Origin of the sequence: Neglectibacter sp. CSJ-5 (assembly GCF_032490475.1) — a bacterium.
Classification (GTDB): Bacteria; Bacillota; Clostridia; order Oscillospirales; family Acutalibacteraceae; genus Hominenteromicrobium; species Hominenteromicrobium mulieris.
Window position 1 is genome coordinate 738,368 of sequence record NZ_JAVYJC010000001.1, and the last position, 19,964, is coordinate 758,331.

Here is a 19,964-nt window from a genome sequence, read left to right on the forward strand (position 1 = left end):
ATCAATCAAAACTCTGTAATTTTCCGCAGAGAAATAAAATGAAAGGGGAGGGTAGGATGCTGAACGGCATCTGGATGGCGATGATTGTGCTGGCGTTCGTCGGTGCGGTGTGCACGGGGAGATGGACGGCACTTTCCGCTGCTGCGGCGGATGGCGCAAGGCAGGCGGTGGAAACGGTGCTTTTGCTGCTCGGCGCGATGTGCCTTTGGACGGGCATCATGCGTATTGCGGGGGAGGCGGGGCTTACAAACGGGCTTTCCAAAATTCTGTCGCCGGTCATCAGGAGATTGTTTCCGAATTACGGAAAAAATGAAACCGTGCGCGAAAAAATATCGATGAATATTGCCGCAAACATGCTCGGTATGGGCAACGCCGCCACACCGTTTGGATTGAGCGCCATGGACGAAATGCAGAAATTACAGACGGGCGACGCGCCGACGCAAGAGATGATCTTATTCGTCGTGATGAATACGGCGTCGTTTCAGCTGATCCCCTCGGCGGCGGTCATGCTTAGGGCTTCCTACGGCAGCGCAGACCCGTATGATGTTCTGCCGCACATTTGGCTTGTTTCGTTCGGCAGCCTGCTCGTCTGCGTGCTGATGTGCCGCGTGTTTCAAAAACTGTGGCGGGCATAGGCGCGGCGGCCGTCTGCGGCGTGATCGCGCTCACGGTCATGTGCGGGTACGTAAAAGGACTGCCGGTGTTTGAGCTGTTCACAAAAGGCGCGGCGGAGGGCATGCATACGGCGATAAAACTGCTGCCGACACTGCTCGGACTTATTGTCGGCATTTCCATGCTGCGCGCATCCGGCTTTTTAGAGCTGTTTTCCGCGCTGCTGCGGCCCGTGACAGAAGCGCTGAACATCCCCACGGAACTTATGCCGCTCATCTTACTGCGCCCGCTTTCGGGCAGCGGCTCGGTGTCGTATGTTACGGAGCTTTACAGCGCATACGGTGCGGACAGTGTAATATCCCGATTGGCGGCAATTTTATCGTCTTCGACGGAAACGACGTTTTACGCGGCCGCGGTATATTTTTCGGGTCGGGGGTATAAAACGCTGCGCTACACGATTCCGGCGGCGCTTTGCGGCGACCTTGCCGCCGTGCTGCTCACGCTGCTTTCGGTGCGGCTTTTTGGGTAAAACTTTTTCTGTACGTTTTTGTGTTTTTGTGATATACTGCTCTCAAAGAAATTTGTTTTCGGAGGGGAAAGGTATGCTGCTGGCACTGGACGTCGGAAATACCAATATCACACTGGGCGTTTATGAGGGGGAAAAGCTGCTGTTCGTTACGCGCATGGCGACGAATCCGCCGCGCATGGAGGACGAATACGCTTCTGCAATGCTCAGCATTTTACATTTATACAATATCCACACGTCGCAGGTGAACGGCGCGGTTTTAAGCTCCGTTGTGCCGCGGCTGACCGATGACCTCGCCCGCGCGGTGCGCCGTGTTTGGAAGGTGGAACCGTTCATCGTCAGCGCGCAGTCTGTGCCGGAGCTGAAAGTGAAGCGCGATGTGCCGAACACACTCGGCGCCGACCTTGTTGTCGGTGCTGTGGCGGCAAAAGCCATGTACCACGGCCCGTGTATCGTCATCGATATGGGTACGGCAACAACGCTGACGGGTTTAAACGCCGACGGCGAAGTGTGCGGCGTAGTGATCATTCCGGGCGTCGGCACGTCCCTTGACGCATTGACGAGCCGCGCAGCGCAGCTTTCTTCCGTCAGTCTGACCGCGCCGCCGCAGGTGCTTGGCCGCAACACGATGGAGTGCATCCAGTCCGGCATGGTGTTCGGCACGGCGTGTATGCTGGACGGCCTGTGCGACCGCATTGAAGATGAGCTCGGCGCACCGTGCGAGGTGGTCGCAACGGGCGGCCTCGCGGGTCTTATCGTACCGCATTGCAGCCGCAAGATAACTTTCAGCGATACGCTTCTGCTGGACGGCCTGAAAATTATCTGGGATGCGCACGGGGAAAAGTAAAATAAACGAATAAGGCAGTGCCGAATATTCAGGGCACTGCCTTAACGTTTTCTTTCGGTTGTCAGTCTTGTCTTGCCAATAGAAACGCTATATGGTATACTATAAAATACGATTTTTCTGCAAGGAGACTACATTTTCATGAAAGAAAAGAAAAAGATCCCGTGGGGTCTTATATACGTGGGGCTGACGGTGGTCGTGATGATCGTGTTCGGGCTCGTCAATACCGAATTTGCGGGCATGTTTTCCGTCATCGCAAATCTTTCCCTCGGGTTTGTGGCGCTCGCCGTGCTGATGACCGGCGTGTTCCTCGTAACAGAGGGCGGCATCATCCATATGCTGCTGCGCGCGCAGGGCGAGCACGTCGGCTTTTGGACAACGGTGAAGATTGGGCTCATCGGCATTTATTATTCTTACATCACGCCGAGCTCCACGGGCGGGCAGCCTGCGCAGGTCGTCTACCTGCGGCGCGATAAGGTCTCGGTCGGCAACTCCACTGCGGTGCTGTTTGTAAAGTTTTTTGCGTATCAGCTTGCGTTTGTGCTGTGCACGGTGGCATCGCTGATTTATATGTACCCGAGTTTGAAGCGGGACGACCCGCAGCTCATTCCCATTGTGCTACTCGGCATCGCCATCAACGGGCTGTGGATTATCGCGATACCGCTTCTGTTCAGCCCGAAGATCTTAAAAAAGCTGTGCGGCGGCGTGACAAAGCTGCTCTTGAAATGTACGTTTCTCAAAAAGCGCGAGAATTACATAGAAAAAGTGCACGGCTTTGAGGCGGATTTCTCCTCCTACACAATGAAATTCAGAAGCAAAATGCGCTATGTGCTCCTTGCGATTTTGTGGTCGATCCCGCAGGTCATTTTGCAGATGAGCGTGCTGTACGTGGTGTTCCGCGCGTTTTCACTCGACCTGCCTTACGGCGAACTGCTTTGTATGCAGACGATGCTGCAGGCCTCCGTGTGCTTTATCCCGCTGCCCGGTGCATCCGGCGCTCAGGAGCTCGGCTTCTCCATGTTCTTTAAATCGTATTTTGCATCCGGCGATATTTTGTACACCGCCGTGCTTGTATGGCGATTCTTCACATATTACATCATCGTGCTGCTCGGCGCGCTCGTCGTCGTTATCGATCAGCTCGTGTTTGGTTGCCGCAGAAAGCAGGAAGCGGCGCTCTCTGCAGGAAAAGAATAATTCGACTTGCTTCGGCGCAGCTCGTAGGAGTTGCGCTGTTTTTATGTTCTTTTATGACATATTCCCATGCGCCGGAAAACATTGACATTCTTCTGCCGTGTGTCTATAATGGGCTCGACGGCTGAAATTCGGAAAGGCCGCCTTTCAGCCGTGAAAAAGAAGAAAAAGGAGAAAAACACATGCTGAACATTCAAAACTACACAAAGCGCTTCGGTGACAAAATCGCCGTAGACGACCTTTCGCTGCACATTGCGGCGGGGGAGATCTGCGCGTTTATCGGACACAACGGCGCGGGCAAAACGACTACGCTAAAAGCCTGCTGCGGCTTATTAAAGCCGGACGGCGGCACCATTACGGTGAACGGCATCGACATTCAAAAAGACCCCATCGCCTGCAAAAAGATCATGGCCTACATACCCGATAATCCGGATCTTTATGAATTCCTGACGGGCTACGAGTATTTGAATTTTGTTGCGGATATGTACGGCGTATCGGAAGCGGACCGCAAGGCGCGCATGGAAGCGCTTGCCGAGCGGCTGGATATTAAAAACGCGCTGCCGAACCTCATCTCGGAGTGCTCGCACGGCATGAAGCAGAAAATCGCCGTTATCGGCGCGCTTATCCACGAGCCGAAGCTCATTTTGATGGACGAGCCGTTCGTCGGGCTCGACCCTATTGCAGCGCACGAATTAAAGGAGATTATGGCAGAGCATTGCCGAAACGGCGGCGCTATCTTCTTTTCCACACACGTTTTGGAGGTGGCGGAGAAGCTGTGCGACAATGTGGCCATTATTAAAAACGGCAAGCTCATTGCACACGGCGCCATGGACAGCGTGCGCGGCGACGGTTCTTTGGAGCAGGTCTTCTTAGAGCTGGAAGACCACAAGGACTGAAAGGGGGAGGCTGCATGTTAAGATCCCTCTGGAAGCTGCAATGGAAGCAGTTTGCGGCGCGCATGAAAAAAGGCAACGGCAAAAAGACCTCCGGCGGATGGCTGGTTTTTCTGATGCTGTTCCTTGTGGTGTGCATGGAAATTTGGATGTTTGTGGTGTTCGCAGAGCTTGTTCCGCTGTGCGAAATGGGGCTTACGTGGCTGTATTTCGCCATGGCGGGCACAATGGCGCTGGCGCTTTCCATGTTGGGCAGCGTTTTTATGACGCAGGCGCAGTTGTATGACGCGAAAGACAACGAACGGTTGCTTTCCATGCCGATACCGCCAAAGTACATTCTTTTGACGCGCATTGCAATGCTGTTCACAACGACGGCAGGGTACACGCTGGCGGTTTTGCTGCCCGCGTTCGGTATTTACGCGTTTTCCTACGGTGCATCGGCGACGATGATTATCGGGTGGCTGTTTACATTTGTGGCTCTGAGCCTGATTTCGCAGTCTGTCTGCTGTGCGCTCGGCTGGGTGCTGCACAAGCTCCTCAGCCGCTTGCGCAACAAGGCGGTTGTTTCGCTTTTGTACATGGTCGTCTTCATGGCGGTGTACTGGTATTTTTACGCGAACGTCAACTCGTTTTTGTCCGGGATCGTCATGCAGGGAACGCAGATCGCGGGTGCAATGAAATACGTTTGGCCGCTTTATGCTATTGGCATGGCGTGCGGCGGAAGCCTTTTGCACACGCTGCTCGTGACTTTATTGAGCGCGGCAATAGCGCTTTTCACGCTTTGGCGGCTTTCCGCATCTTTCATTTCCTCCGTGCGTACATCGGGCGCGAAAGCGGGTGCAAAGCACAAATCGGGCAAAGCTTCCGCAAAGCAGCGCACGCCGGTGCTGTCTGTTGCGCATAAGGAGCAGCGGAAGTTCTTCACAAGCCCCGCGTACCTGATGAATTTCGGCTTCGGCTTGGTGGTCATTCCGGTTTTGCCGATTGCCGCCGCGATTTTCCGCGGGAAGCTGATGCAGATGATAAACCTGATGAGTTTTCGGCCCGAGTGGATTGCGCTCGGCATTTTTGGCGTGATGGCGTTTTGCATCGCGACGTCCTGCGCGACCGCGCCGTCTGTCTCGTTGGAGGGCAAAAATCTGTGGGTGCTGCGCACGATGCCCATAAGCGGCAAAACGGTGCTTTTAGGCAAGCTCCTTATGGTGTGCCGCCTGCAAATGCCGCTTGTTACCGTCAGTGTTTTGGCGCTTTGCCTCATCGCCGGGTGCGGTATCGGGCTCACGGTGCTGACCGTTTGCGTTTGCGTTTTGTTCTGCTGGTTCGTCGGCACGCTCGGCCTTGTGATGAACCTGCTCGCGCCGCGCTTTGACTGGCAGAGCGAAAATCAGCCGTGCAAGCAGTCGTTAAGCGTATTCGTCACGATGTTCGGCGCGTACTTCTTTGCGGCGGTGATCGTCGGCGTGTTTTTCGCGGTATCTGCACTGCATATTCCGGGCATTGCAGCGTATGCGGTAACGACTGCGTTCCTTTTGCTCTTGTCTGTCTTGATGCACCTGCTTTTGGTGCGTTGGGGCGCGAAAAAATTTGAGCGCTTAGAAGCCTAAATCAAAATAAAATCGAGCGTCTGCATACGTCTTTTGGCGGTGCAGACGCTTTTTCTTGCTTTTTTTGCAAAATCATGCTATGCTGAAACCACTTGATTTGGTTGGAGGGGATTTTATGATCTACACGATCACATTTAATCCGGCGGTGGATTACGTCGTCACGGCGGACACGTTCCGCACGGGCAAAACGAACCGCACGAAAACGGAAAACATTGTGTTCGGCGGCAAGGGCGTGAACGTCTCTTTGCTGCTGCACGCGTTGAATACAAAAAGCATCGCGCTTGGGTTTATTGCGGGCTTTACGGGCAAAGCGCTGCGCGAGGGCGTTGAAAAAGAAGGCATCACGACCGATTTCATCGAAGTCGAAAACGGCTTTACGCGCATCAATTTAAAGCTGCATGCCGAGGAAGAAACGGAACTGAACGGCAGCGGTCCGGAGATTTCAGAAAACGAGCTCAAAAATTTTTTTGAAAAGCTCGGTGCCTTGACCCCGCAGGATACCTTGGTGCTTTCCGGCAGTGTGCCGAAGTCACTGCCAAAAGACATTTACGCACAGATTGCAAAGCTTGCGCAAACAAAAGGCGTGCGGCTCATTGTGGATGCCGCAGGCGATTTATTATTGTCTACGCTTGAATTTCAACCATTCCTCGTAAAGCCGAACCGCGAGGAGCTTTCTGAGATGTTCCGTGCCTCGGCGGACACAGAGGAACAGGTGACAGCGCTTGCGGAGGAGCTGAAAAAACGCGGCGCAAAAAACGTGCTCGTTTCCATGGCGGGCGACGGTGCGCTTTTGTATACGGAAACGGGCGAGGTGTATTTTGCCCCGGCGGCAAAGGGCACGCTGATAAACTCCACCGGCGCGGGCGATTCCATGGTCGGCGGCTTTTTGGCGGAATTCACGCATTCCGGCGATTTTGCAAAGGCGCTCGCCATGGGCACGGCGGCGGGCGGCGCAACGGCGTTTTCCGTTGGCATCGCGGGCTTTCAGAAAATTATGGCGGTGCATGAAAGTGTGAAAGCCGGGGTGCAGCGTGTTCGATAGTTTTCTGGTCGCGCTGAATGCGATCATGCCGACATTTTTGCTTTTGGCGTTCGGCTACTTTTTAAAGCACAAAAACTTCGTCTCGTCGGAATTTTTAAAGCAGACGAATACGCTGACATTCAAATTTTTTCTGCCGTTTCTGCTGTTTAATAACATCTATAAAACGGAGATCACCGAGGCCATCGACGGCATGACATTCACGATCGCGGTAGGGAGCCTGCTGTTATTGTTTGCAGTGCTGTGCATCGTCGTGCCGCGTGTCGTGCGCGAGCCGAAACAGCGCGGCGTCATCATTCAGGGACTTTTCCGCAGCAACTACGTCATATTCGGCGTGAGCCTCGTCACGAACGTGTTCGGCGCGGAGGAGGCTGCCGCGGCATCCATCTTGAGCGCCGTACTCGTGCCGATGTACAACGTTTTGGCCGTCATTGCGCTGACGGTATTTACGGGCGGAGGCAAGGTCTCGCTAAAAAAGACGCTCAAATCCATCGCGACAAACCCGCTCATTATCGCGGCACTGCTCGGTGTTTTTGCGTCCATCATTAAATTGCGTTTCCCGGCATTTCTGGAAACGAGCTTGCGCGATGTTTCGCGCCTTGCCACACCGCTCGCGCTCATCGTGCTCGGCGGTGATTTCAGCTTCCGCAAGCTAAAAGGCAACATGCGTATTGCGGGCGTGACGGTGTTTATAAAGCTCGTTGTCATTCCGCTTGTTTTTCTGCCGATCGCGGTTCTGGCGGGCAGCAGAGGGCCGAGTCTTCTGGCGCTTGCACTTGCGTGGGAAACGCCGGTCGCGGTATCAAGCTACATCATGGCGCAGCAGGCGGGCGCAGATGGCGAGCTTGCCGGTCAGCTTGTTGTTTTGAGCGCCGTGTGCTGTATCCCGACCGTATTTTTGATGATCTTTATTTTGCAGAGCATGGCGTTGCTGTAAAAGTAAAAACCCGTTTCCGATAAAAGCTCGGAAACGGGTTTTCGCTGTTTAAGTTCATTAAAGATGCTCGTTCATTTCGCGGACATGCGCGCGGATCTTTTCAAAGCTCTCCTGGCTGATGACGTGCTCAATGCGGCAGGCGTCCTCTGTTGCGATGTCCTTCGGCACGCCGAGATAGGTGAGCCAATCGGAAAGCAACTTGTGGCGCTCATACATGCGGTTGGCGATGGCAAGGCCGTCCTCCGTCAGGTGAATGTAGCCGTCGCCGTCTACGGTGATCAAATTGTTCTCGCGCAGCTTTTTCATGGCTACGCTGACACTGGGTTTTGTAAAATTGAGCTCATTGGCAATATCAATAGAACGCACATAGGTGCTGCGCTCGGATAAGATTAAAATGGTCTCAAGATAGTTTTCTGCGGATTCCTGAATTTTCACGGCTGTCTCCTCTCACAATCGGGGTGGATAAATTCTTATAACAGTATAACACAAATCCAAAAAGAGTTCAATTCCCATTTTGTGCAAAACCGAAAATAAGTTGCAGGAGAAAATGGCAGAAAAAGTCAAGACCCGCCGGGGGGAACCGGCAGGTCTCGGCTTTTCTTATTTCAGGAGCGTAGTACGCGTCGTACTCAATTTAAATGGGAAGATTTATTATTCCACATCCTGCAGGGCGTCGTAGCCTTCTTCGCCTGTACGGACTTTGATGACATTCTCCACGTCGTAAACGAAGATTTTGCCGTCACCGATGTGACCGGTGTAAAGCGCTTTCTTCGCCGTTTCGATGACCGTGCGGACAGGCACCTTGGAAATGACGACCTCCACCTGTACCTTAGGCAGCAGGTTTGCTTCTACGAGCGTGCCGCGGTAGTATTCCGGCTTGCCCTTCTGAATGCCGCAGCCGAGTACGTTCGTCACTGTCATACCGGTGATACCGACGCTCATCAGTGCATTCTTCAAGGTATCGAAAGCTGCCTGCTTGCACACAATCTCGACCTTCGTCATCTTCACGCCGGTGCTTTCCGCTTTTTCGGTCTTCACGGGGGCGTGATGCACAACGACCGGCACGGCTTCGTCTACCGCAGCCGGGCCGAACGGGGCAGGGGCAACGCTGAGGTCTGCGCTTTCGAGCGAGGTGTTGATGGCCGGAACGAAGTCTGCATACGCATTTGCAAGGCCATGCTCGGGCAGGTCAAGACCCATAATCTCTTCTTCTCTCGTCACACGCAGGCCGACCGTCGCGCGGATGAGCAGGAACACAATGGTAATCGTCACGGCTGTCCAAGCACAGACCGTAAGCACACCAAGCAATTGTTTTGCAAGCAATGAGATGCCGCCGCCGTAGAACAGGCCGGTGAAGCTATCGTTGCCGGGGGCTGTGGTCGTTGCAAAAAGACCGACTGCAATGGTGCCCCAAATGCCGTTGCAGAAGTGGACGGCGACCGCGCCGACCGGGTCATCGACATGGAGCTTATAGTCGAGCAGCCAAACGCCGAACGGGCAAAGGAGACCGGCTACAATGCCGATGATTGCCGCGCCGAGGCAGTCCGTTACGTCACAGCCGGCGGTGATGGCGACCAGACCGGCGAGAGAAGCGTTGAGACACATGGAAACATCCGGTTTGCCGTACTTTACCCATGTGAAGATCATGCAGGTGACAGTTGCTATGGCAGGTGAGACGGTGGTGGTGAGGAAGATAGAGCCGAGCTGCTCAACGCTTGTTGCCGCAGCGCCGTTGAAGCCGTACCAGCCGAACCAAAGAATGAACACGCCAAGGCAGCCGAGCGGAATGTTGTGGCCCGGGAAAGCATTGACCTTTACGATCTTGCCGCTTGCATCCTTTTCGAACTTGCCGATGCGCGGGCCGAGCAGCTTTGCGCCGATGAGCGCGGAAAGACCGCCTACCATGTGGATGGCGCAGGAACCTGCAAAATCATGGAAGCCGAGCTGCGAAAGCCAGCCACCGCCCCAAATCCAGTGTGCTTCGATGGGGTATACCAAAGCGGAGATGACACCGGAGTAAATGCAGTAGGAAAGGAACTTTGTGCGTTCTGCCATTGCGCCGGAAACGATGGTCGCGGTCGTGGCGCAGAACACAAGGTTGAATACGAAATTCGACCAGTCAAAGTTTGCGTAGTTTGTGAAAATATCAAAGCCCGGCTTACCGATGAAGCCCAGTAAGTCTTCGCCCAGCAAAAAGCTGAAGCCGATGAGAATGAATACGCCGGTGCCGATGCAGAAGTCCATCAGGTTCTTCATCAAAATGTTGCCGGCATTTTTTGCACGGGTAAAACCCGTTTCTACCATGGCGAAGCCGGCCTGCATCCAGAAGACCAGCGCCGCGCCCATCAAAAACCAGACGCTGAAGATCTCGCTTGTCATATGTTCGTCCTCCTAAGTGTTGTTTGAAAATAGAAAAGGGTGTGCACGTTTGGTTCCTGAAACGGAACCCCGTGCACACCCTTGTGCCTATATTGAATTTTTCATCCCTTGTCCGTTTGAAACGGTATGTTCAAAGCCTTTTATACTCTGAACATCAGATCGCCGTAGCTCGGGTACGGCCAGTAATCGGAAGAGACCAGCGTTTCCATCTCGTCCACAACGGCTCTCAGCTCGGTCATGGCGGTGATGACGGAATCCTTATAATAGGTCGCAACCTCAATCGGATCTTCGCCGACTTCCTTCACGCCGATGATGGCGTTATCGAGCGCAGCAAGCTTCTTATATGCGCAGTCCTGCAGGCCGGAAAGACGCTTGATGATATCAAGCTCCGCTTCGCACGGAATGTCATCGCTGATGGCTTTCTTCGTGGCAACGCCGCTTGCAAGCTCCGCAACGTAAGAGGAAACAGCGGGGAGAATGTCGCGCTTGACCATATCACTTGCGGTGAGCGCTTCGATGTTGATGGTCTTCGCGTACGTCTCGAGGATGATGTCCTGTCTGGACTGCATCTCGACCTCGGTGTAGATCTTATGCTTTGTAAAGAGCTTCACGTTCTTTTCGTCGGTGTAGTGCGGCAGTGCGTCTACCGTGGTCGGCAGGTTCGTCAGGCCGCGTTTTGCTGCTTCCGCCTTCCAGGCGTCCGCATAGCCGTCGCCGTTGAAGATGATGCGCTTGTGCTCTTTGATCACGCGCTTGATGAGTGCGTTGAGCGCGCCGTTAAAATCTTCCTTGCCCTCAAGCTCGTCTGCAAACTGCTCGAGCTCATCGGCGATGATCGTGTTCAGCATGATGTTCGGGCAGGCGATGTTGAGCTGCGAGCCGAGGCTTCTGAACTCGAACTTGTTGCCGGTGAAAGCGAACGGGGAGGTTCTGTTTCTGTCCGTTGTATCCTTTGTGAAGGACGGCAGAACGTTTACGCCAATCTCCATGTTGACGCGGAGCGTACCGCCATAGACCGTGCCGGTCTCAATGGCGTGCAGAATAGCCGTAAGCTCGTCGCCGAGGAAGATGGAGATGATGGCCGGCGGCGCTTCGTTTGCGCCGAGACGGTGGTCGTTGCCTGCGGAAGCGACGGAGATACGGAGCAGATCCTGATACTCGTCAACACCCTTGATGACAGCTGCGAGGAAGAGGAGGAACTGTGCGTTTTCCTGCGGCAGCTTGCCCGGCTCCAACAGGTTCTTTCCGGTATCGGTGGAAATAGACCAGTTGTTGTGCTTGCCGGAGCCGTTCACGCCTGCAAACGGCTTTTCATGCAGCAGGCAGACAAGGCCGTGGCGGAGCGCAACGTTCTTCATTGTCTCCATGGTCAGCTGGTTGTGGTCGGTCGCAACGTTCGTGGTGGAGAAGATCGGCGCCAACTCGTGCTGTGCCGGGGCGACCTCGTTGTGCTTTGTCTTAGCAAGCACGCCGAGCTTCCACAGCTCTTCGTCAAGCTCCTGCATGAACGCGGCAATTCTCGGCTTGATCGCGCCGAAGTAATGGTCTTCAAGCTCCTGACCCTTCGGTGCGCGTGCACCGAACAGCGTGCGGCCCGTGTAAATGAGGTCCGGGCGCTCATCGTAGAGCTTTTTATCGACAAGGAAATATTCCTGCTCCGGGCCGACAGTGGTGATGACACGCTTTGTTGTGGAGTCGCCGAACAGGCGGAGGATACGAACGGCCTGTGCGCTCAACGCTTCCATGGAGCGCAGCAGCGGGGTTTTCTTATCCAGCACCTCGCCGCCGTAGGAACAGAACGCCGTAGGAATGAACAGGGAGTGATCTTTAATGAATGCGTAGGAGGTCGGGTCCCATGCGGTGTAGCCGCGGGCTTCAAACGTTGCGCGCAGACCGCCGGAAGGGAAGGAGGAAGCATCCGGCTCGCCCTTGATGAGCTCCTTGCCGGAGAATTCCATGATGATGCGGCCGTCTGCCGTCGGGGAGATAAAGCTGTCGTGCTTCTCGGCGGTGATGCCGGTCATCGGCTGGAACCAATGCGTGTAGTGCGTTGCACCTTTTTCAATCGCCCAGTCCTTCATGGCATTTGCCACAGCATTGGCGACCGTGATGTCGAGGTCCTTGCCGTTGTCGATGGTCTTTCTCAAAGACTTGTAAACGTCCTTCGGCAGTCTCTCACGCATGACGTCGTCGTTAAACACCATGCTGGCGAAAATGTTCGGCACATTGATCTTTGTCGTGCTGCTCATGTAAACCACTCTTTCCTTCAATAAGATTCGCATAATAGGAGGGGCGAACGCTGCGATATAATTTGTATATCTTCCCGTGCGTTTCGTCCTGCGGCTTCGCTTTACGAAACCGTCTGCACAGCTGTTCGTAATTCGTTCAAACGAAAAAAGCGCTGGGGATGGTAATAAACCAACCACAGCGCCTTTGCTATGCTATGTGATGAATTTTACAACGTCTCGGGACATTTGTCAACACCTTTTTTGAGAAAATTTGAAGATTTGCAGGATATACGATTTAAACCTGCGTTTATAAATTCATTTTATGAAATTTTTAAAGTCAAGCGAACATAAAATGAAATTACTACAACTTAAAAATTCAAAAATCGCGAAATTTTTCTTGACATATAAGAAGGGCCGCTATATAATGGTAGGCAGACAACGGAGTCTGATCATACATGTTGCATCTAAAAGCTGCCGAATGCGGGGCTTTTAGATTGCGCCGGGGGAACGGCGCGCGTGCATTGCACGCAGCATGTATGGTCAGACTTTCTCTTTTTTTCGGAAAAGCCGGGAAAAAGGCATATATCTTATTTGTTTTCAGAAGGGAGCAGTCTTCATGCTTAGAGAAGGCAAAAGCACAGCGGGCGATTTCCGAATTCCTTCGGGGTGCGCCGTATCTTCCGTTTTTTCCCGCAGCGGAAAGCGGCTGGACGGCTCCGATATCATCCGCTCCATTGAGATCATGCACGACCGTTCAAACGGCCTTGGCGGCGGCTTCGCCGGCTACGGCATTTACCCGGAATATGCGGAACAGTATGCGTTCCACGTTTTCTATAATAATGTAAAAGCAAAAGAGGAATGTGAGAAGTTCATCAACGAGCATTTCGACGTCGTGAACCTTTCCAAAATTCCGATCCGCAAGATTCCGCAGATCACGGACGAGCCGCTTATTTGGCGGTACTTCGTCACACCGCTGCACACAAAGCTTGCGGAAAGCCAGCTCGATGAAGACGAGTTCACCGCCCGCTGCGTCAACCGCGTCAATACCTTTATCGATGGCGCATATATTTTCTCCAGCGGCAAAAACATGGGCGTGTTTAAGGCTGTCGGCTACCCGGAGGATGTCGGTCGGTTCTATCGTCTCGATGAATACGCCGGCTACTGTTGGACGGCGCACGGCCGCTACCCGACGAATACCCCCGGCTGGTGGGGCGGTGCGCACCCGTTTGCGCTGCTCGACCTTTCCGTTGTCCATAACGGCGAAATCTCGTCCTACGATGCGAACCGCCGCTGCATTGAGATGTACGGCTACAACTGCAACCTTTTGACCGATACCGAGGTCATCACCTATATTTTCGATTATCTTGTGCGCCGTCAGGGCCTCACCCTGCAAGAGGTCGCAAACGTCATCGCGGCACCGTTCTGGACGACCATTCAGAACAAAGACCCGGAGGAGCGCGAGCGTCTGACGTATTTGCGCAATGTGTATTCCGGCCTGCTCGTCACCGGCCCGTTCTCCATTCTGGTCGGCTTTACGGGCGGCCTTATGGCACTCAACGACCGCTTAAAGCTGCGCTCTATGGTCGTCGGCGAAAAGAGCGATATGGTCTACATTGCCAGTGAAGAATCCGCCATCCGCGTCATTCAGCCCACACTCGATAAGGTCTGGGCACCCGCGGGCGGCGAGCCTGTCATCTTCACGCTGGACAAAAAGTAAGAGTTTGTGTTCTCTGAGAAATGAGGTTACTATAAATGGCTATCGATTTTTTATATCCGCAGTACGAGGTCGTCCGCAACCCCGCGCGCTGCATTGCCTGCCGTGCCTGTGAACGACAGTGCTCCAACGAAGTACATGCTTACGACGATGAGCTGAAAATGATGATCTCCGACGAAAGCCGCTGTGTGAACTGCCACCGCTGCGTTTCCATCTGTCCCACGCGCTCCTTGAAAATCGTCAAGACCGACCACACCTTTAAGGAAAATGCCAACTGGTCCGGCGAGACCATCATGGAGGTCTACCGTCAGGCGAGCAGCGGCGGCGTGCTGCTGTCTTCCATGGGCAACCCGAAGCCCCTGCCGGTCTACTGGGATAAAATCCTCATCAACGCGTCGCAGGTCACGAACCCGTCCATCGACCCGCTCCGTGAGCCGATGGAAACGAAGACGTTTTTAGGTCAGAAGCCGTCTAAAATCGAGCGCGACGAGAACGGTAAGATTAAGACGAATATCACCCCGCAGCTTGAGCTTTCCGTGCCGATCATGTTCTCCGCCATGTCCTACGGCTCCATCAGCTACAATGCGCACGAAAGCCTTGCCCGCGCCGCAGAAGCGCTCGGCATCTACTACAACACCGGCGAGGGCGGCCTGCATCAGGATTTCTACAAGTACGGTGCAAACACCATCGTACAGGTTGCGTCCGGTCGCTTCGGCGTGCATAAGGATTACCTCAGCGCCGGCGCCGCCATCGAGATCAAAATGGGGCAGGGCGCAAAGCCGGGCATCGGCGGCCATCTGCCGGGTGCAAAAATTGTCGGCGACGTTTCCCGCACGCGTATGATCCCGGAGGGCTCGGACGCTATTTCGCCCGCACCGCACCACGATATTTACTCCATTGAAGACCTGCGTCAGCTCGTTTTCTCCTTAAAAGAAGCCTCAAACTACAAAAAGCCCGTCATCGTCAAGATTGCGGCGGTGCACAACGTTGCAGCCATTGCGTCCGGCATTGCACGCAGCGGCGCGGACATCATCGCCATCGACGGTTTCCGCGGCGGCACGGGCGCGGCGCCTACGCGCATCCGCGATAACGTCGGCATCCCGATTGAGCTTGCCCTCGCAGCGGTCGATCAGCGCCTGCGCGACGAAGGCATCCGCAACAACGTTTCGCTCGTCGTTGGCGGCTCCATTCGTTCCAGCGCCGATGTTGTCAAGGCCATCGCACTCGGTGCAGATGCGTGCTACATCGGCACGGCGGCACTTTTGGCGCTCGGCTGCCATCTGTGCAGAAGCTGCCAGACCGGCAAGTGCAACTGGGGCATCGCAACCCAGCGCCCCGACCTTGTGAAGCGCCTTAACCCGGACATCGGCTATAAGCGCCTTGTGAATCTTGTCACCGCGTGGGAGCACGAGATTAAGGAAATGATGGGCGGCATGGGCATCAATTCCATCGAGGCGCTGCGCGGCAACCGCCTTATGCTGCGCGGCGTGGGTCTGAACGAAAAAGAGCTTCAGATTCTCGGCATCAAGCACGCGGGCGAATAAGCAGAAAAGGGAGCGTAACCATGAAAAGAGTATATGTTGATGAAAAATGGTGCCTCGGCTGCCATCTTTGCGAATATTACTGCGCCTTTGCAAACTCCGGAAAATCCAGCATGATCAAGGCGCTGAAGGACAGAACCATTCACCCCCGCATCCGCATTGAGGGGGACAATCAGGTCAGCTTTGCGGTTTCCTGCCGCCACTGCACAGACCCGCTGTGCGTGAAAAGCTGCATTGCGGGCGCACTTTCCAAAAAGGACGGCGTGGTCTGTATCGATCAGAATAAGTGCGTCGGCTGCCACACCTGCGTGCTGGTATGTCCCTACGGCGCGCTGATGCCCTCGGAATCCGGCGTCATGCAGAAGTGCGAGCTGTGCATCGAAAACGCCGGCGGCAAGCCCGCCTGTGTGCAGGGCTGTCCGAACAAAGCCATCATCTTTGAGGAAAGGGACTGAGCACCATGGCAAAATATGTAATCATCGGCAACTCCACTGCGGCCATCGGCTGTGTGGAAGGCATCCGCAGTAAAGATAAAGACGGAGAGATCGTGCTGATTGCTTCCGAAAACCACCACACCTACGCGCGCCCGCTCATTTCCTATTTATTGCAGGGCAAAACGGATGAGGAGCGCATGAAATACCGCCCGGACAGCTTTTACGAAGAAAATCATGTCACCGCAAAGCTCGGTGAGACCGTCACAAAGCTCGACCTGGAAAAGAAAACCGTAACGTTAAAGAGCGGGGAAGAGATACCCTATGAAAAGCTCCTTGTCGCAACAGGCTCCACGCCGTTCGTACCGCCCATGGAAGGGCTTGATACCGTTCCCGAAAAGTTCACGTTCATGTCGCTCGATGACGCACACGCGCTTGAAAGCGTCCTTACAAAAGACAGCCGTGTTTTGATTATCGGCGCGGGCCTCATCGGTTTAAAGTGCGCAGAGGGCATCAAGGAGCGCGTGAAATCCATCACGGTCGTCGACCTTGCCGACTGCGTGCTGCCGAGCATCCTCGATGAGACCGGCTCCGTTATCGTCAAGGATTTTCTTGAAAAGCAGGGCATCGAGTTCCACCTCGGCGATACCGCCGCAAAGTTTGCGGGCACGACCGCCACACTCAAAAGCGGTCTTACGGTCGATTTTGACGTGCTCGTCATTGCGGTCGGCGTGCGCCCGAATACTTCGCTCGTCAAAGATGCAGGCGGCGAGGTGCGCCGCGGCATTGCAGCGGATGATACCGGCAAAACAACCCTGCCCGATGTCTATGCTGCAGGCGACTGCGCGGAGAGCTTCGATATTTCCGCCGGCGTCAACCGCGTGCTGGCACTGTTGCCGAACGCCTATATGCAGGGCAATACCGCCGGCATCAACATGGCGGGCGGCAAAGCGAGCTTTGACCGGGCGATCCCGATGAATGCCATCGGCTTCATGGGGCTGCACATCATCACCGCAGGCACGTATGACGGCGAGACCTACGTCCGCCGTGACGGTGAAAACTACAAGATCCTTTTCTATAAAGATGATGTTTTAAAGGGCTATATCCTGATTGGCGACGTGGCGCGTGCCGGTATCTACACGGCGCTTATCCGTAATCGCACGCCGTTAAGCTCAATCGATTTTAAGCTGATCTGCGAAAAGCCGCAGCTCATGGCATTCACGGCCCGTACGCGCCGCGACCTGCTCTCAAAGCAGCAGTAAGGGGGAGAAACATGGAACAGAAAACATATGCACTCGGCCAGCGCTATATCGGCGCAGGGCAAAGTGAGGGTACGATTATATTGAACGAAGTGCCGGGCAACGCGCTCGGCGCGTATCTGGACGGCGCAAATATTATTGTAAATTGCAGCGCACAGGACGCGACCGGTGACACGATGAACGCGGGCGAGATCACCATTCACGGCAGCACGGGCGACGCGGCAGGTTACGCCATGCGCGGCGGTGCCATCTACGTGCAGGGCGATGCCGGTTACCGCGCAGGTATCCACATGAAGGAATATAAAGAGAAAGTACCCGTGCTCGTCATCGGCGGCAGAACAGGCAGCTTCCTCGGCGAATATCAGGCGGGCGGCATCATCGTCGTACTCGGCATCGGCAGTGAAGATCGCCAGCCGGTCGGCAATTTCTGCGGCACGGGCATGCACGGCGGACGCATTTATCTGCGCACCGCGCACCTGCCGAAGGATTTGCCGGAGCAGGTCGTGGCGCATAAGGCGACCGAAGAAGACATGCAGATTGCGGCGCCGCTCATTCAAAACTACGCGGAAAAGTTCGGTGCAGATGCCGAAAGTCTTCTGCGCGACGAATACTACGTGCTGCGCCCGAACACGCAGAATCCGTATAAGCAGCTCTATGTGACGAACTGATTTTGCCCCTGTAATTCTCTGCAAATTAAGGTTTCTTTTCTTGCATAAATCGACGGTGTATTTTGACGATAAACATTGTGCGTTCTGTCTTATTGCAAAATACACCGGTCTTGTGTTATAATATTCAAAAGCGGTCAGCATACGCTGTATTTTGGCAGAATATCTCAAAATGCGGCAGAAAAGAAGAACAGGTACAGCGTGAAAGACGGCAACACCGGATTTCACGCGTATTTGTATGTTTGAAACGCGCTTTTAAAAAAGAAAGGAAGGGTTCGGCATGCAGTATACGGAGTCCGAGGTCACAGAGTTTATCACAGATAACGACGTTAAGTTCATCAAAATGGCGTTCTGCGATATTTTCGGCAGACAGAAGATCATCGCCATTCAGCCGAGCCTTTTGGCTTCTGCGTTCGAGGGCGGCATTCCCATTGATGCTTCGCGCATCATGGGCTTTGAAAAAGAGGCGGACAGCGAGCTCTTTTTGGTGCCGGATACCTCCACCATGTCGCTTCTGCCGTGGCGACCCGCACACGGGCGCGTCGTGCGTTTTTTCTGCGACATTCGCCGTTCGGACGGCACCGGCTTCGACATCGACTGCCGCGGCATCCTGAAAAAAGCGGTTGACATTGCAAAACTTCATGGTATAATATTTGAATTTGGGGCAAGAAATGAATTCTACCTTTTCAAGAACGATGAAAACGGCAATGCAACGGCTATCCCCTTTGACAATGCGGGCTTTATGGATGCCGCGCCCGAGGATAAGGGCGAGGACGTGCGCCGCGAGATTTGCCTGACACTCGAGGATATGGGTGTCACACCGGAAAGCTCGCACCACAGCGGCGGCCCGGGGCAGAACATCATCGATTTTCAGCACAGCTCTGCCATTCAGTCCGCAGACGATGTCGTTACGTATAAGTCTGTTGTGAAGACCATGGCGTCGAGAAACGGCCTTACGGCGTCGTTTGCGCCGAACCCCATTCCGGGTAAGGACGGCAACGGCTTCCACATCACGCTAACGCCGCGCATGCAGATGGGCGACTGTTCCGAGTGTTTCCTTGCAGGTATTCTGGAGCACGCCGCAGAAATTACCGCTATTTTGAACCCTACGGCGGATTCCTACAAACGCCTCGGTGCGTTCGGTGCGCCGGAGTTCATCTCTTGGTCGGAGAAGAGCCGCTGGTGCTTTGCGTATAAAAAGGAAGGCGGCAGCATGATCGAAGTGCGCTCACCCGATTCCACTGCGAATCCGTACCTTGCGTACGCTGCGCTCATTTATGCGGGGCTTGACGGCTACCTCAAAAAGACGAAGCTGCCAAAGCCCGACCTTGCGCGCGAGACCTGCAGCAAACTGCCGAAGTCTGCCGAAGAAGCGCTGCAAATTTTCGCAAAGAGCAGCTTTGTCCGCAACGTGTTCCCGGAGTATTTCGTAAAGACGTATATCCGCACGTTCGGCAACGGGCCCACAGATGTGTAAAACAAGGGGGCACAGGGCATGAATGCGATCATTCAGCACAGCGTCCTCATCGTGTCCGGCACGCAAAAAGGTGCGGCGTATATCACAGAGCTGCTTTCCCCGCGCGAGTTTGCGCCCATGACAACGGCGCTCAGCGGCGGAGACGCCCGGCGGCTGCTTTTGCGGCGCAGCTACGACCTTGTGGTCATCAACACACCGCTTCCGGATGAATTCGGGCACGAGCTGGCAGAGTATATCACAGAAAAATTCGTTTCCGGTGTCATGGTCATTGCAAAAGCGGAACTTTTCAATCAGGTGAACGACAAAATGGAGCCGTTTGGCATATTGACGGTGCAAAAGCCGCTTTCGCGCTCGCTGTTTTATCAGGCGCTTCACCTGCTCATCGCCACGCAGAACCGCTGGCAGCGCTTTGACCGGGAAAACCAGAAGCTCAGAACCAAAATGGAAGAAGTGCGCATTGTGGCGCGTGCAAAGTGTATCCTTGTGGAATACCTGCGCATGAGCGAGCAGCAGGCGCACCGCTATATTGAAAAACAGGCAATGGATATGCGCACATCGAAAAAGGATGTTGCGGAAAATATCCTGAAAACCTATACGTAAATGAATGCGTACAGGGCTGCACCG

At 54.4% G+C, this 19,964-nt stretch carries 18 protein-coding genes; 15 read left to right on the forward strand and 3 right to left on the reverse strand.

Translation table 11 applies throughout. The annotated features are described in order from the left end of the window. Positions 1 to 56: 56 nt before the first annotated feature. The 8 genes from R2K26_RS03400 to R2K26_RS03435 all read left to right on the forward strand — a co-directional run bounded on the left by R2K26_RS03400 (position 57) and on the right by R2K26_RS03435 (position 7,646). Positions 57 to 635, forward strand: coding sequence for a nucleoside recognition domain-containing protein (locus tag R2K26_RS03400; RefSeq protein ID WP_316518776.1), 579 nt, complete (start codon positions 57 to 59; stop codon positions 633 to 635). Then, positions 623 to 1,141, forward strand: a complete 519-nt coding sequence (locus R2K26_RS03405; RefSeq protein WP_316518777.1) for a nucleoside recognition domain-containing protein — start codon at positions 623 to 625, stop codon at positions 1,139 to 1,141. Before R2K26_RS03400 ends, R2K26_RS03405 begins: the two co-directional genes overlap by 13 nt. A gap of 73 nt (positions 1,142 to 1,214) precedes the next feature. Continuing rightward, on the forward strand, positions 1,215 to 1,985 hold the full coding sequence (locus tag R2K26_RS03410; protein ID WP_316518778.1) for a type III pantothenate kinase: 771 nt from the start codon (positions 1,215 to 1,217) through the stop codon (positions 1,983 to 1,985). A 138-nt stretch (positions 1,986 to 2,123) separates the two neighbouring features. Next, positions 2,124 to 3,176, forward strand: a complete 1,053-nt coding sequence (locus R2K26_RS03415) for a lysylphosphatidylglycerol synthase transmembrane domain-containing protein (protein ID WP_316518779.1) — start codon at positions 2,124 to 2,126, stop codon at positions 3,174 to 3,176. A 179-nt stretch (positions 3,177 to 3,355) separates the two neighbouring features. After that, on the forward strand, positions 3,356 to 4,069 hold the full coding sequence (locus R2K26_RS03420; RefSeq protein ID WP_316518780.1) for an ABC transporter ATP-binding protein: 714 nt from the start codon (positions 3,356 to 3,358) through the stop codon (positions 4,067 to 4,069). A 14-nt stretch (positions 4,070 to 4,083) separates the two neighbouring features. Beyond that, on the forward strand, positions 4,084 to 5,670 hold the full coding sequence (locus tag R2K26_RS03425) for a hypothetical protein (RefSeq protein ID WP_316518781.1): 1,587 nt from the start codon (positions 4,084 to 4,086) through the stop codon (positions 5,668 to 5,670). Between the two features lie 115 nt (positions 5,671 to 5,785). Further along, the gene (gene pfkB, locus R2K26_RS03430; protein ID WP_316518782.1) at positions 5,786 to 6,712 is read left to right on the forward strand and encodes a 1-phosphofructokinase; all 927 of its coding nucleotides are present in this window, start codon (positions 5,786 to 5,788) and stop codon (positions 6,710 to 6,712) included. Continuing rightward, positions 6,702 to 7,646, forward strand: coding sequence for an AEC family transporter (locus R2K26_RS03435; protein WP_308448172.1), 945 nt, complete (start codon positions 6,702 to 6,704; stop codon positions 7,644 to 7,646). Before pfkB ends, R2K26_RS03435 begins: the two co-directional genes overlap by 11 nt. A gap of 57 nt (positions 7,647 to 7,703) precedes the next feature. Here R2K26_RS03435 and R2K26_RS03440 read toward each other — a convergent pair whose 3' ends face one another. The 3 genes from R2K26_RS03440 to R2K26_RS03450 form a co-directional block, all read right to left on the reverse strand. After that, positions 7,704 to 8,081: a metal-dependent transcriptional regulator gene (locus tag R2K26_RS03440; RefSeq protein WP_176821263.1), complete on the reverse strand. Its 378-nt coding sequence runs from the start codon at positions 8,079 to 8,081 to the stop codon at positions 7,704 to 7,706. A gap of 216 nt (positions 8,082 to 8,297) precedes the next feature. After that, positions 8,298 to 10,025 (reverse strand): ammonium transporter, encoded by a 1,728-nt coding sequence (locus R2K26_RS03445; RefSeq protein ID WP_316518783.1) that lies wholly within the window; start codon positions 10,023 to 10,025, stop codon positions 8,298 to 8,300. Between the two features lie 140 nt (positions 10,026 to 10,165). Continuing rightward, positions 10,166 to 12,274 carry a glutamine synthetase III gene (locus R2K26_RS03450; protein ID WP_316518784.1) on the reverse strand — a complete coding sequence of 703 codons (2,109 nt, stop codon included), beginning with the start codon at positions 12,272 to 12,274 and terminating at the stop codon, positions 10,166 to 10,168. A gap of 595 nt (positions 12,275 to 12,869) precedes the next feature. Here R2K26_RS03450 and R2K26_RS03455 point away from each other — a divergent pair. From R2K26_RS03455 to R2K26_RS03485, 7 genes are all read left to right on the forward strand, one after another. Further along, the gene (locus tag R2K26_RS03455; protein WP_316518785.1) at positions 12,870 to 13,970 is read left to right on the forward strand and encodes a hypothetical protein; all 1,101 of its coding nucleotides are present in this window, start codon (positions 12,870 to 12,872) and stop codon (positions 13,968 to 13,970) included. 35 nt (positions 13,971 to 14,005) lie between these two features. Further along, positions 14,006 to 15,511, forward strand: coding sequence for a glutamate synthase-related protein (locus tag R2K26_RS03460; RefSeq protein WP_316518786.1), 1,506 nt, complete (start codon positions 14,006 to 14,008; stop codon positions 15,509 to 15,511). A 20-nt stretch (positions 15,512 to 15,531) separates the two neighbouring features. Then, positions 15,532 to 15,963, forward strand: coding sequence for a 4Fe-4S dicluster domain-containing protein (locus R2K26_RS03465; protein ID WP_176821268.1), 432 nt, complete (start codon positions 15,532 to 15,534; stop codon positions 15,961 to 15,963). A 5-nt stretch (positions 15,964 to 15,968) separates the two neighbouring features. Further along, the gene (locus tag R2K26_RS03470; RefSeq protein WP_316518787.1) at positions 15,969 to 17,201 is read left to right on the forward strand and encodes an FAD-dependent oxidoreductase; all 1,233 of its coding nucleotides are present in this window, start codon (positions 15,969 to 15,971) and stop codon (positions 17,199 to 17,201) included. Between the two features lie 11 nt (positions 17,202 to 17,212). Next, positions 17,213 to 17,866 (forward strand): glutamate synthase, encoded by a 654-nt coding sequence (locus R2K26_RS03475; RefSeq protein WP_316518788.1) that lies wholly within the window; start codon positions 17,213 to 17,215, stop codon positions 17,864 to 17,866. 277 nt (positions 17,867 to 18,143) lie between these two features. Then, positions 18,144 to 19,340 (forward strand): glutamine synthetase family protein, encoded by a 1,197-nt coding sequence (locus tag R2K26_RS03480; protein ID WP_316518789.1) that lies wholly within the window; start codon positions 18,144 to 18,146, stop codon positions 19,338 to 19,340. An 18-nt stretch (positions 19,341 to 19,358) separates the two neighbouring features. Beyond that, positions 19,359 to 19,940, forward strand: a complete 582-nt coding sequence (locus R2K26_RS03485) for a response regulator (protein ID WP_316518790.1) — start codon at positions 19,359 to 19,361, stop codon at positions 19,938 to 19,940. The last annotated feature ends 24 nt before the right edge of the window (positions 19,941 to 19,964 follow it).